Genomic DNA, 12,097 nt, shown 5'->3' with positions numbered 1-12,097 from the left:
CTTATCTCCCGGTCCCGTACAGCAGCGCATCCAACTCAGGATCATCGCCCTCGAATTCGTCTGGCATCCCCGAGGGCACGAGTTCCCAGCGCGCCTCATGGCGACGCTTTCGACCGTCAGGGACCCGCTGCACGATGTAAGGCAGGTCGAGGCGGACCCCTTCGAGGTTCTTCAATTGCGCCGCGATTTGCTGACTTGAGACATCACCACGAACGCGTTTGTCACAGGCCGCCACGGCGTCGCGCATCTCAGCCGACCCCCGGACCATTGCTGCGGTCACGCTTCTGTACCCGAAGAGCGCCCGCCACTCGCGCAAAACGTCGCGCTGAGCTTCCTTCACGGGGTCGTCGCGGCGCACGGCATCGCCGCCGCGCACCGGGTCCGGATAGCCGTACCACACGAGCGCATTTGCAATCAGCCTGCTCCACTCTGGAAAGCGGGAGGTTGGCTTCGCGCCCTTCGGGCCGTGGAGGATGAAGGCGCGGAGCGCGGTGAGCACGGCAGCGATCAGCCGCGGACGGTTCTCGATAATCCAGCCGATCAGGCTGTCGTGTTTGAAGTCACCATCGGCGAACCGCTCCGGGAGCGACTTAGTCGGGACGATGCGCGAGGCGAGAATGCGGGTCGACATGCCGTTGCCCCCGACGCTCAGATGGTTTGCTGAGAAGAGCATCAGGGTATTTGTCGGCGCCGACAGGCCCTCATGGCTGCCGAGCTTGCGATCCTCGAAGATCGGCATTGTCAAAGCCATCTCCAGCGATGGCCCCTCGATCACCGACGTCACGTTGTCGAAGAGCAGCGCTGGGCGTCCCTCGCTGAAGGCCGTGCCGATCGCCTTGCGGCGCTCTTCCTCATTCTCGCTGAACGGATGGCCGGCGATCTCACGACCGGTCATCAGCGCAACGGCTGCTTTCAAAAGCTCGGACTTGCCGCTTTCAGGCTCGTTTGAATCCGCAGCAAACGCAGGCGCGGTCGGAAGGATGCGCCGAACGGGTGCGGTGAGCAACATGGCGAGCGCAACGGAGCGCGACACGCCCTCATAACCCTCTGCATCCTGAAACGGGAATGAGCTGAGGACTTCATCATCGATATAACGAACGGCCGCTCGCCCCTCCGCGGCGGATGGGTTCGGGTTGATCTTCGGGAAGGCGGTTGAGCCCGGGTCGAAGAACATGCCCGACTGCGGATCATAGCCCGGCTCACTCAGCACCGAACCATCAGCGCGCAACGTGGGCGCTTCGATGATCGCGAAGAGCTGCGGGAATTGCCACTGCGTTTCGTCGCCGATCAACTGCTTGACGAGATTGGGCGGCACATCCTTCGGCTTGAGGATTGGCTTCTTACCCGGCTTGCCGGCTGATGGCCCGAGGTACTCGATAGCGCGACCGAGCCGGGTCGCAAGCCACGGCGCGTTGATCTCCCTAATGGTGAGGGCCTTGGCTTCCTGGTACTGTGCGTCCACGAGGACGCCATCGACGACACGGGTATCAGCCGGGACAAGCCGGCCGCCCTTGCGCTTGACATGCAGGTTCCGATTGAGCCGCACGAGGTGGCCGCTGCGCTGGAATATTTGATCGGAGATCGTGCTGCCACCATTCTTGTTCGTCTGGCGCTCTGCCTGTTTGAGAAGGATGGCTTGCGTTGCGTCCATCGCGTCGTGAAGCAGGCCCGGCAAAACCTTGACGGTCGGACGCTTCGGCTTGGCGCGCTGCTCAACCTCCTCCGCGATCACGTCGGGATCGCCTTGCGTTGGGATGATCGAGACGTCAATCGCCTCCTGGGCGAAGTCAGCCTCCGCCGTCTTGCCGCCCGCCTGAGATTGGTTTGCATAGGTGAAGCCGTTCTCCACTTTCTTCCGGAGATCGTCGGCCTCCCATCGCGGCTCACAGCGCGAGTTGTAGTGATCGGCCATCAGCTCGAAAGCCAACCCCTCGCTGATGCCGCGGTCGCGGAGACCCATCGCGATCTTGACTGTCTGGAAGTCGCCTCCATTGCTCTCGATAGCGGGCTCCGCGTCAAACTTCAGGAAGTCAACTGCCCACGCAACGTTCTCCGGCTTGTCAAGCTCGACGGCTGCCACACCCGCATCAGCAAGCCGGCTGTTCGCCGCCCGCAGCACGTCATAAAACCATGCGGGTGCGGGTGCCGCTGGGATGGCTTTGACCGAGACATATTCGCCGCCGTTGTCGCCGAGGACGCTGCCGGGGATCAGCGAGTAATTAGGGGAATCGATGTCCTTGCCGAAGCCATTCTCACCGAGCGCGAAGACGTGCGCGCCCTCGTACACGAGATGGCGCCCGCCGCTCGGTGTGCGGTTCTCTTCGGTCTCCGGGAAGCCGTATTCGATGTCGAGCGCGTCGAAGGTGCGCTCGCCTTCCTTGCCCGTCTTCTGGTCGACGTCGACCACGAGCAAGCTGCTCTTCGCGTGTGCGACGCCCCAATTTGCGCCGGGCCATTTCTTAGCCCACGCGGTGAGCTGCTCCGGATCATTGGACGCGTCTGCGAGATTGTTCTTGATCAGCGGCGGAAATTTGGAGCCGGCTTTGATCGGGAATAGGTAGCGGCCCGGATTGATAGCGACGTAGTCGAGCGCGATGGGGAGCGTTTCTGTCACTGGACGTACCTCGGAAGCTCTGCGGGGTCGATCAACTTCGTGGGCGTCGGCTGGCTTGCTCCGCGCACGAGCCCGTATGGGTCTTTGTTGCGGAAGTGGATGTCTTTCCAAACCCCGCGCAGTGCGGTCTCGGCTTTTCGCCGACTGCGGAGCGCAGCCGCGACCTTGTCGAGGTGAACGTGGTAGACAAATTTAACGGCGCGGAAATGTGCAGCTTGCTCGGGTGTCATGAGTTCCTCCTCTGTTGAAATCGAGAGCCGCAGAGGGGGATCACGGCGGACATGCGAACGCATCGCGCTGCGAAGAAACCGCAAGCACGATTCGATAGACATCGAAGTGTGGATGTGAGATAGAGTAGGCACGGCTACGCTCCGACTGGCCGGCGGGCTGGTCATCGTTTCTGCCCTCGGTCGCGGCCGGTTGAATGCGGCATCTTCGCGCGTCGCGGAACGGTGTCGGCGCCCGGCGGCTGTACGATGGCGCCTATAGCCGCCGCGTCGATTTCCTCGCGGTGCGCTGCATAGACGGCTCCGACACGTTCACCGGTCCACGCGAGCGCGGCCTCAACGGTCACGCGCGTGAGTGAAGCCATTGCGAGCCGGAACTCCATCTCGTTCGCGAAAACGGTTTCAAAGCTGTCAGAGTCTTCGCTTTCGAAGACGACCTGAGGAATGTCGGCGGTGCGAAGATAAACCATTTCCTCCACGTGCAACGCTTGGCCCCAAGGTGCCTTTTCAGGAACCACGAGCACGCCGACCGACGCGGGTGCCGCGGACGTCGCATGACCGAGGGGATTTTCGCCCCCACCGCCTCCAATTAGCTCTTCAAATATGTCGACGGCCATTGATCACACCACTTTAACAGCACCCGGCGGCGGACCTGACCCGGCGCCTATTCGTCGCTGATCGAGATCGTCGGCCTCAGGGCGGAAAATCGGAGATGAGATTATGGGCGCGGCGCGCTCGGCACCTGGGCGACGCGCGAGCCTGTCTAGTAGGTCACGGGTCAACTCGGAGACTTTCTCTGGCTGTGACGGCGGAGCCGATACAGGCTCAACGACTGGCGGCGCAGGCTGTGCGACGGGCACAGTCTCTGCGTGGTTCGCAATGGGCTCCTCGCCGAGTAGGTCGGCAAGGTCATCGGACTCGACGTCAATGATGGGCGGCTCGATCGCGGCAACCGGGGCAACCTCTTGCACAGGCGGGAGAGATGGCTTTGGCGCAAACTGATGCTTGACGACTTGCACTCCGGTCGACCGCTGATTGATCTCGACAGTGCTCTTATTGCCCCATTGCTTGGGAAACTCCGCGGCCAAAAAGGCGAGCACGCCGTGCACGCTCGGCTCGTGATGAATCATCTCCGGAATAAATTCGCCGTTCGCGTCGCGGAGATAGCGCGTCGTGATGCCCAAATCTTCCAAGTCCTGATCCGACAAATGATCGAGCGCGGGATCGCGCTTGTAAACGGTCTTGCCTTGAAATCGTGCGATCTCGTCGGTCCCGCGGAGCAATCGGTAACGGAAATTTTCTTGCACCTCGAATGCTACAGAACGAGTCGAGGCACGAACGGCCTCGAAAAAGGGCATCCGCTCCTCGCCGATCGAAACCATAAATTCATCGCCACCGGCCGACGCGGACTGCTTGCACCAATTGAAGAATGAAGCTTTGCTCACGCCACACGCGCGGCACGCGTTTGCAATCGTCCCGTACTCGGCGATGGAGTCGACAAGCTTTTGCAACAACTCAGGATCACGCTTCACCGCAGTAGACCCCGCACCCGACGCGTGTTGCCGGTGACATCGTGAGCACCGCGCCGCGGGGCACCCTGCATGATGGCGTCGAGCTTGCTGGCAGGCTTAAACTCAACCGGCACGGCCACGTTGCCGGCGGCAGCGTGTTCAGCAGTGCGGCGAAGGTGCTCGCGGATGCCCTCCTCAACCGAGGGCGGAGGCGTCACACGCATCAGCTCGGCATGCACAGCCGCGAACGCGGCGTTCTTTTCCTTCACTTGGGCCTTTAGCTTGGCGATCTTTTGAATTTGCTCCTGCACCGCGAGGGCAGTCTCGGCAATAAGGCGCGCCCGGTCCACGGCCGGCTTTGTGGCTGGAGGCTTATTCCGCATGCGGCCGGTCGCCCGCACTTCCTCGCGCGTGACGGCGCGGCCCACAATGGCTTTCACCGCTGCGAGCGAGGGTTCGCCGGATTCTGTCCAGTGCGACGGATTTTTATCGTTTAGCTTGGAGAGATCGAGATCGGACATGAGAATTGCTCCGAGAGTAAATGAGGCGGCCGGGTGCGGACTGTCCTGAACTCACCCGACCGCGCAAGTTTTGCACCGGCTGTTGGAGGACCGGAGCAATGAGGAACTTCCGATTATTGATTTGCGGCGATCACAGCCTTCAGGGCGTCGATATGGTCCTGCACAGGATCGGATTGAGAAGCGATGATTGCGGCGTCTTCTATGGCTTGAAGGCGACGAAGCTCTTTCTCGGCTTCGCGCAGCGCGTCAGCCGCTTCCTCGGCGTCGAGTGCGGCCGATATGTAGCGCGGAGCGATTTCCTTCTCAGCCTCTGGAAGCGACGCCAATTCGTCGGCGGTGATGTCGCGGCGGACTCGTGATCCGCATGCGCTCATGATTGAGAACATTGTGTCGTTCCTTTCTGGGAGGGAGTGCGCCCGCGGCGGTGACATCTTCCCGGAGGTCTCGCCGCGGGCGCCGATCAGCGATCAAAGGTGGCTAAGATCGCTGAAACTGAATTATCGATGCGAGGTCTTCGTCGGGACCTTCACCACCGCGTCTGCGCTGCGGTCACGCATGCCGTAGGCAGCGGCGACTTTCGGCCGCGCATCGATCTTGCGAACCTGTGGGTTCGATTTCACGCCGTTGGCTATGGCGCTTTCGCGCGCATCTCTCAGCGGCGGTGGAGCGTACGGATTGCGCTCGACATCTTCGCCGGGCGTCAGTGAAGATGGCACCGCGGATTGGTTCTGGCCGTAGCCGGTGATTTTATCCATTGTTCTGGCTCCTCTGCTTCGCGCGCGCATTCGCCATGGTGGCTTCTAGTGCGGCGCGTTGGCGTTTGCCGCGCGGCATGTCGGGGTTAAAGAAGCCGGGCGCGGCCTTCTCTGTGCCGACGCATGGCACGTCATGCTTGCGAACTGGCGCGCGGCCGACGCTGCGACGATCTTGCCGCGGTGGAATCTGTTTGTGAGACACGTCAATCCTCCTCGATCAACTCGACACGACGTGCGCGAGGCTTTTTACCGTCGCTATCGTGCCAGAACCGAACGCGCGTCCCGACGTGGATCGCGACGTCCGGCGGTGAGCGTCCTGTCAGTGAAGTAATAATCCTGCGCGTCGCCATCGGCATGCAGGAAGCCATAGAAGCCGAAGTCGTTCGGCCTGATCTTCACGACCTCGCCGATCTTCACCGGCATCGGCAGCGGCCGGACGTTTCGAGCGCGCGGATTGCGACCAGGCGCAGGCGGCCTGGAATCGTAATCGAAACTCACGAGCGTCCGCGGAGCCATCTCAGACGGGTCACAAGCAAGGCAGCGTTCGTCGAAATGAACGCTCGCCTCTTTGGGGCAATCATCACCAAATGCCGCGTCAACGATAAAGCCGAAGTACCGGTCGGTCTTCTCGCGCTCTTCTTTCCACACGATTACGCGGCCTGTCGCCATGACTCATACTCACAGTTCACCAGATGCGCGGGTCGGCGGTGCTCTCAAGAGACGCCGATCCGGCCAGTTGGCTTCGCTCTTGGGCGACCGTCCGTCGCGGCGAGCGAAGCCAAACCTAAACGCGTCGCGACTTGACGGCGCCGGGCGCAGCGCGGTCGACGATCGCAGCCGGCGCGACCATACCAGCGGGGGCATCGCTACGGCGCGAGCGAGTGCCGGGGTTGGTCTCCACAGGCGGCAGGTGCTTGCCGCGTGATGGCCGATGGACCTCATCGCCGCGGAGCATGTGGCCGACCTGCGTCGGTGTCACGCCGCCGATCATCACCTTCTCCCCGCCGATAACCGCAGCGTGCTTCATGCCTGGATGCGGTGCGGGTGCCGTGGGGCGTTTCGGTGCGCCGTGGAGCAGGGTCGTTTTGCGAACCGACATGGATCAACTCCTCAGCGGGGTGCCCGCGAGCGTAACCCCTGCGCTCTTAGCAAGACCCGCGGCCACACGCGTGCCCATACTTTTTATGACGGAGCTTTGCGCGGCAATGCGGTCGCCTTTGTATGCCGGGTGCCACGGATTCTTTGAGATCGCTTCCGGCGAGTTGTCGAGCTTCACGCCATTTTTCATCGCGGTGCAGCCGTGCTCTCGAAGAATGGCCGCGAAGCGCTCCTGGCCGACCTTGGCCAGAAGCTCGCCGCGGGCTTTCAGGTTGATTGGACCAGCGCAGGCGGCCGCAATGAGGTCGGCGAGGGACACCGAGTCGTTAAGCCAGTGCTGGCGATGCTTCGCGATGAACTCGCGCGTGCAGAATTCCTCGGTCGTGGTGCCGAGCGCGAAGGCCTCGCCGGCATACGTGCCGCCGACAAAGTCGGCCGCACATGCCTCAGCGTCGGGTATAGCCGATGGCTTCAACAACGGGGCGAGCTTTGCCCGGATCACTTCAAGCGGTGACTTCATTTGACCTCTCCCTTTCCTGACCGAGTGCGCGGCTTCCGTGGCCACGACTTCACCCAGTCCTCCAGAGCCGAGACGAGAATTCGGCTGGCGTGAGAGCCCGGCAGTTGATGCAGCGGCAACTCACCACTGCGAACGGCGGCAGTGATCTTCCGACGATTGATCCGCAGCATACTTGCGGCTTCAACCTGCGAAACGGCGAGAACGTTCTTTGCATGTTGCGTCATGACTTCGGACTGCTCACGTTGTGTCCCGTTAGGGTACGCCCAGACGGGCCGGGAGAACAACTAGCGATTGTCGTCAAAAGTTTTGACGCCCAAAATGCGCGAATGTATCGGCAGTTGTAGGGTATTTTGCGCAGTGAGCGACTCGCGTCACCGTCGGCCCATTGTAACGCTCGAATTTTCGCGAGACGTTTCGGTGTCTTCCGAACGTGGTCTCTTGCAAATTCGGAGCAGCCTCGACGTACCACCAGCAACGGAAGTATCTGATGGGCCGCGTTCTGATTGGGTGTCCGTCAGTCTCGCGTCCGCTTCGGATCAAGGCGGACGCGGGAAACGGCCCGGCCACTTCCGCTAAGGGCCAAGAGGCGACGTTGATAAATCGACTGCGCCACAAGGGATCAGCCCTACAAGTATTTATAAATGACGCCTAACACGAGCAGCGCGAACATTAGCCAGTAAGAAAATTCCGAATTAGAAATGGTCTCTACTGGCCCTTTCAGAATGACGGCGGCCCGGGCAAATCAGGTGTCTCTAATGACCGCAGCCGGGCATATACGAATCCGGTCCCTAGATAAGCCGCGCCAATAAGAATGACGAGTTCCCAAAAAACCATCACCCGTCTCCATCTGCGAGCGTGCCCGCGACGCTCCCACTTATTAAGCTGACGGAGTCTCTCCTTCGCTGATGGACGATACGGAAGTCATCCGCTGCGTTGGTCGGCACGTGTCAAAGGTGCCAAATACCAGCATTGAGCAGCAAAAATTGCATCAGTCAGTTGTAATATCCTATGTTTACGGCCAACAACTCGCGCTTTTCCTTCGGCAATTCTTTCAGCCACTGCGGCCAGATTTCCGGCGGCGGGGTTACCGGATCGTCAGTCAATTGAAGGACGACCCGTTTGAGTTCGACGCCCGGTCCAAAGCTCGCAGCAAGATCGTAAGGCGAGACGCCCACAAGCTTACGGGGCGGGTTACCAAAGCGCGAAGCGTGCATAGGTAGATCATTGATGTCCCGGACACGTAGAAGCGTCGGCAAAACGGCAAAAGGAACCTCGCGCGGCCCACTTTGACGAAGCAACTCGTCAAGCGCGGCTTTCTTATTACCATAGTCGGACCCGCTGGCTTTTTGGTATGCCGCAAAGGGCAAACATCCGATATCCCAATATAGACACCTAATCTGTTTATTTCTCTCTATACGCTGCTCAGGGGTGCGCGTCGCTTCCTCGAACGTCAAAAAGAGCATGCCCTTTTCGCCGAGGTTGACGGTCGGTGCATATCCGACAGCTGTAGGAAAAGCGTTCCAATGGCTCGGGGTGTTAGCCGGCTCTATGTTATAGGAAACGTCGATGACGCTCGACCCGGTCTTAATCTGATCGCCATCCTGTACCTCGACTGTAAGCCGGTAGCGGACGTGAACAGTATAAAAATTGAGCCAGAATAGAGCGACCACTAGGATCACTAGACCCACGGGTATTCCAAGCGCGATAAGACAACCTTTTTTCAACATGCAAACCTAGCGATTACGATTGTCAGACCGATAGGTTGCAAGAGTCGGTTACGTCAACCTCAAACGCGCCGAATGCTCAATTTTGAATAAAGCGGGTGCGACTTCCGGTATGGGTCATTCGCGTCGATTCGCTCGCGTCTTGCCGACGTCCGGTCTGGCCTCCACTGCCGACGTGCCGGACGCGATGGCGATCTTCGCCTTCGGGCCACAAGCGGACCTCTTGTCCTACTTATTTGCGCTGAAGTCCGACGAGCTCGCGCTCCGCGACGACCATTTTAGCAGACGGATGCTCATGCACGTGGACCGTATCTCTCATAAATGCCCAAAAACGGGGGTCGAGACACTGTTGTAGAGCGGCAGGAAAATCTGCTTCCGACGAAAAGTAGTGTTTGAACATGGACAGAAAGACGCGAACCGTCTGTTCCCAATGCTTATCCTTTTGAAGATCAATTGCGAGATAGATTTCTTGGAGTGCAAAACCAATAATGGTCGCGAGCATTCTGTATTTTCGATATGCGGGCAAGTCGCCTTTCAATTCTTCAAAACCCGCCTTCGTCACGCCTCGATAATATATATCTCGGCGTTGTTGGTCATTTGCTCAAGCGCTTCTCTGTAATGGTTCTTTGCAATTGCTTCGGCACTGATTTGCCGATTATTTCGAAACGTCGCCCGTGCCGCAAAAAGTCCGCCAACAATAGATGCAGCGGGCGCGAGCTTCACGAAAATGTCGAAAATTTCAGTCCACTCTCCAAATAGTCCGGCGCCCATCAAACATCTCCCAAATGGCTTCCTCAGCGCTCGATAAACTCGCTGATTACATCCAAAGGCGAGGCCGCCGGCAAGTCGATAAGATCAGCAGCGAACTGCTAAAATTCAGCTTTGGGTCAAAATGCGAAGATCTCAACCTGAACAAATCTAGTCCGCCATCCCTCCGTGAGCGGACCTCGTGGAGAGGTGCTGCCAGTTGGCCGCTGGGCCAGAAGCGGGCCAAACTAGACCGTTCGAGGTAACAATGTTAGCCTTGGGTTGGATACAAGCTGGCCGTTGCACAAGCGGAGTGATCTTTGAGCGTAGAGCCAATCATGAGGGTAGAGGTGGTCGGTCCGGCGGACTGCATCCCCTACGTCACCTCGGATTTGAACTTGCGGCGCGGGCAGATCATCCGGGGCCTGGACATGCGCTTTGATGCCACGGTCGTCACCGCGATGGTGCCGCTCACGAACATGTTCGGCTACGCGAATAGCCTGCGCTCTGTTAGCCGTGGTCGTGCATCTTTCACGATGCGTTTCGATCACTATGCTATGACACCTACGCCGTCGAGCTCCAACAATAGCGGCGTTTGATTGGGGAAGCACGGCTTCCGGTTTGGGTCAGATTCCGACGTGACCCGAAGCTCAGGCGGAGGTCCGCTCTTACTCAGTTTCCGCATCGCGCGCCTACGAAAGCCATTCGCCCAGTGATGAGAGCCGCTAGTGTCGCTTGCCCGCTGGCCTGAGGATGGCCGCCCATGCGTCGTCGAGGACCATCCGGACCTCGCCCGGCTGGAGCCGGAGGTTGTCAAGCTCGTGCTGATCTAGCTGCCTGATCGTCGCTGCATCAGAGCCGGACGCCGCGAGCACGCGCCGGATCGCTTCGTCAGAATCGGAAACCGCGGCTGCCCATATTTCGATGATAATGGTTTCATCGCGAGTGACCGCCACCATCACCCGCCAGCCGGGCGCATCCGTTACATCGTCGTCGTCCATTCCACTTCATTCCGCATAGATGGTCGTCATGTCTCCAGTGCGACGCAGCTTTTTCGCTGCGGGGGTTCTGTCAACGCTGAGAGGCATGGGTCGCTTCATGCCGGTGAGGGTAGCCGGGGCGGCCGAGTACGCAAGCGCGGACGGGAAATAGTTTTGATTTATTGGGTGCACAGTGTGCACAAAGTACCCCCTGTTCTAACCCCCCATACGAGGAATTAGAGACGTTATTCCCATAAAAGCTGTCGTATAAAAGGGTCAACCTGTGCACTCTGTGCACCCCAGGATTTGGCTATTTAACCCCAACTAGGGCCGGGAATTGGACGGCGTGGCCCGGAGATGGCTTCAAAAGCGGCTCGAAACGCCTTCCAGAGGGGGCGTTAGGGTTAACGATTAACCTTACTGCGGTGCGAACAATTTTATTCAAATGCCCCGGCTCTCCGCTCGCGCGGCATTTCGCTTCACCCGAATTTCGGTTGTAGCGAAACGCCAGCCCGTGAGAACAGAATTCTACTTTGGCCGCGCATAGCTCCCGGCGGTCCGGTCGGCCGGCGATGGATTGTTTACCTTGAAAACTGGCCGCTTCGGCCACAACCTTGCATTATCGAGGCGCCGTCAGTTGGCCACTTACAAGAATTGAACCCAACTCTCCGCGCGTAACGGGGGATATGGAATCTTCGAACGCGCGTTCGCTGCTTGAGGCGGTCAACTGCGCGCTGTCATGGTCAACGAATCGTTGCTTGAATCGCAGAATGACGCAAGCGCTCGCGTGCTATGCTGCATAGCTCGGGGCCGGCCGCCGCGGCGCGAGCGGAGGGAGGCGGAAGTGGGTGGATCGAGCTACCGGGTAGATTCCATTAATCCGAAATTGCGCCAGCAGGTGGTGTCCCAGGGAGCGTGCTCGCAATTAGGTCGGGAAGTCCGTTTCTTAAAAATAGAAGAGCCGGGCAAAGTCCAAACAGTCCCGGCGAGTTTTGATTTAATGAGGGAGCAGCGATGCCCGTCGACGACGTGGAGCAACTTGATCAGCGCACAGCGGAGAAGGCTGAGGCCGTCGCTGGTATCGAAGCCGCCCTCGCCGCGACTTCAAGCGGACCGGACGGATGGCAGCGCCTGCACCTTGCACAAGCAATCAGTTGGCTTTGGCGAGGAGCCTACCAAGCGGCACTGGCGAACGCTGACCTAGCGCTCACGCCGGCCCACGAGCGCTTGCCGGTGACTGATCCCGTGATAGAGAGCTTCACCACACAGGCGCTGCGGCAGGCCCTCACCGAGGTCGAAGCGGAGCCGGTGAGGCTGTTCCCGGTGCTTGGCCCGATCGTGTTCACCGGCTGAGACAGAAGCGACCTATGGCTTAAAGGGGGGCCACCTCGGGCTTTGGG

General features: G+C 59.7%; 16 protein-coding genes and 1 pseudogene. 2 read left to right on the top strand and 15 right to left on the bottom strand.

The features are described 5' to 3' along the window. Window position 1: 1 nt before the first annotated feature. The 14 genes from AB8Z38_RS22980 to AB8Z38_RS22915 all read right to left on the bottom strand — a co-directional run bounded on the left by AB8Z38_RS22980 (window position 2) and on the right by AB8Z38_RS22915 (window position 9,741). Window positions 2-2,614, bottom strand: coding sequence for a bifunctional DNA primase/polymerase (locus tag AB8Z38_RS22980; RefSeq protein WP_369720074.1), 2,613 nt, complete (start codon window positions 2,612-2,614; stop codon window positions 2-4). Then, window positions 2,611-2,844 carry a hypothetical protein gene (locus tag AB8Z38_RS22975; RefSeq protein WP_369720073.1) on the bottom strand — a complete coding sequence of 78 codons (234 nt, stop codon included), beginning with the start codon at window positions 2,842-2,844 and terminating at the stop codon, window positions 2,611-2,613. The genes AB8Z38_RS22980 and AB8Z38_RS22975 overlap by 4 nt, the downstream gene beginning before the upstream one ends. 161 nt (window positions 2,845-3,005) lie before the next feature. Further along, window positions 3,006-3,458: a hypothetical protein gene (locus tag AB8Z38_RS22970; RefSeq protein ID WP_369720072.1), complete on the bottom strand. Its 453-nt coding sequence runs from the start codon at window positions 3,456-3,458 to the stop codon at window positions 3,006-3,008. Between the two features lie 3 nt (window positions 3,459-3,461). After that, window positions 3,462-4,373, bottom strand: coding sequence for a hypothetical protein (locus tag AB8Z38_RS22965; RefSeq protein ID WP_369720071.1), 912 nt, complete (start codon window positions 4,371-4,373; stop codon window positions 3,462-3,464). Beyond that, window positions 4,370-4,873 (bottom strand): hypothetical protein, encoded by a 504-nt coding sequence (locus tag AB8Z38_RS22960; RefSeq protein ID WP_369720070.1) that lies wholly within the window; start codon window positions 4,871-4,873, stop codon window positions 4,370-4,372. Before AB8Z38_RS22960 ends, AB8Z38_RS22965 begins: the two co-directional genes overlap by 4 nt. Before the next feature lie 113 nt (window positions 4,874-4,986). After that, a complete protein-coding gene (locus AB8Z38_RS22955; RefSeq protein ID WP_369720069.1) occupies window positions 4,987-5,259 on the bottom strand; it encodes a hypothetical protein in 273 nt (90 codons plus the stop codon). Between the two features lie 111 nt (window positions 5,260-5,370). Continuing rightward, window positions 5,371-5,628 carry a hypothetical protein gene (locus AB8Z38_RS22950; RefSeq protein ID WP_369720068.1) on the bottom strand — a complete coding sequence of 86 codons (258 nt, stop codon included), beginning with the start codon at window positions 5,626-5,628 and terminating at the stop codon, window positions 5,371-5,373. 255 nt (window positions 5,629-5,883) lie between these two features. Further along, complete coding sequence (locus tag AB8Z38_RS22945) at window positions 5,884-6,297, bottom strand: hypothetical protein (RefSeq protein WP_369720067.1); 414 nt, start codon at window positions 6,295-6,297, stop codon at window positions 5,884-5,886. A gap of 115 nt (window positions 6,298-6,412) precedes the next feature. Further along, on the bottom strand, window positions 6,413-6,727 hold the full coding sequence (locus AB8Z38_RS22940; protein ID WP_369720066.1) for a hypothetical protein: 315 nt from the start codon (window positions 6,725-6,727) through the stop codon (window positions 6,413-6,415). A gap of 3 nt (window positions 6,728-6,730) precedes the next feature. Then, window positions 6,731-7,246: a hypothetical protein gene (locus AB8Z38_RS22935; protein WP_369720065.1), complete on the bottom strand. Its 516-nt coding sequence runs from the start codon at window positions 7,244-7,246 to the stop codon at window positions 6,731-6,733. After that, a complete protein-coding gene (locus tag AB8Z38_RS22930) occupies window positions 7,243-7,416 on the bottom strand; it encodes a hypothetical protein (protein ID WP_369726576.1) in 174 nt (57 codons plus the stop codon). The genes AB8Z38_RS22935 and AB8Z38_RS22930 overlap by 4 nt, the downstream gene beginning before the upstream one ends. 822 nt (window positions 7,417-8,238) lie before the next feature. Further along, the gene (locus tag AB8Z38_RS22925) at window positions 8,239-8,934 is read right to left on the bottom strand and encodes a hypothetical protein (protein WP_369720064.1); all 696 of its coding nucleotides are present in this window, start codon (window positions 8,932-8,934) and stop codon (window positions 8,239-8,241) included. A gap of 268 nt (window positions 8,935-9,202) precedes the next feature. After that, complete coding sequence (locus AB8Z38_RS22920) at window positions 9,203-9,532, bottom strand: hypothetical protein (protein ID WP_369720063.1); 330 nt, start codon at window positions 9,530-9,532, stop codon at window positions 9,203-9,205. Continuing rightward, on the bottom strand, window positions 9,529-9,741 hold the full coding sequence (locus AB8Z38_RS22915; RefSeq protein ID WP_369720062.1) for a hypothetical protein: 213 nt from the start codon (window positions 9,739-9,741) through the stop codon (window positions 9,529-9,531). Before AB8Z38_RS22915 ends, AB8Z38_RS22920 begins: the two co-directional genes overlap by 4 nt. Window positions 9,742-10,034: 293 nt before the next feature. Between AB8Z38_RS22915 and fusA the strand changes: the two are divergent. Continuing rightward, window positions 10,035-10,316 (top strand): annotated as a pseudogene (gene fusA / locus AB8Z38_RS22910) (elongation factor G); the annotation flags it as partial. Between the two features lie 126 nt (window positions 10,317-10,442). On the opposite strand, the gene AB8Z38_RS22905 reads toward fusA, so the two are convergent. Further along, on the bottom strand, window positions 10,443-10,718 hold the full coding sequence (locus AB8Z38_RS22905) for a hypothetical protein (RefSeq protein ID WP_369720061.1): 276 nt from the start codon (window positions 10,716-10,718) through the stop codon (window positions 10,443-10,445). Window positions 10,719-11,711: 993 nt separating this feature from the next. On the opposite strand from AB8Z38_RS22905, the gene AB8Z38_RS22900 reads away from it, so the two are divergent. Continuing rightward, window positions 11,712-12,050, top strand: coding sequence for a hypothetical protein (locus AB8Z38_RS22900; RefSeq protein ID WP_369720060.1), 339 nt, complete (start codon window positions 11,712-11,714; stop codon window positions 12,048-12,050). Window positions 12,051-12,097: the final 47 nt, after the last annotated feature.

This window comes from Bradyrhizobium sp. LLZ17 (assembly GCF_041200145.1).
Lineage (GTDB): Bacteria > Pseudomonadota > Alphaproteobacteria > Rhizobiales > Xanthobacteraceae > Bradyrhizobium.
This window is presented reverse-complemented; position numbering and strand designations above follow the sequence as displayed.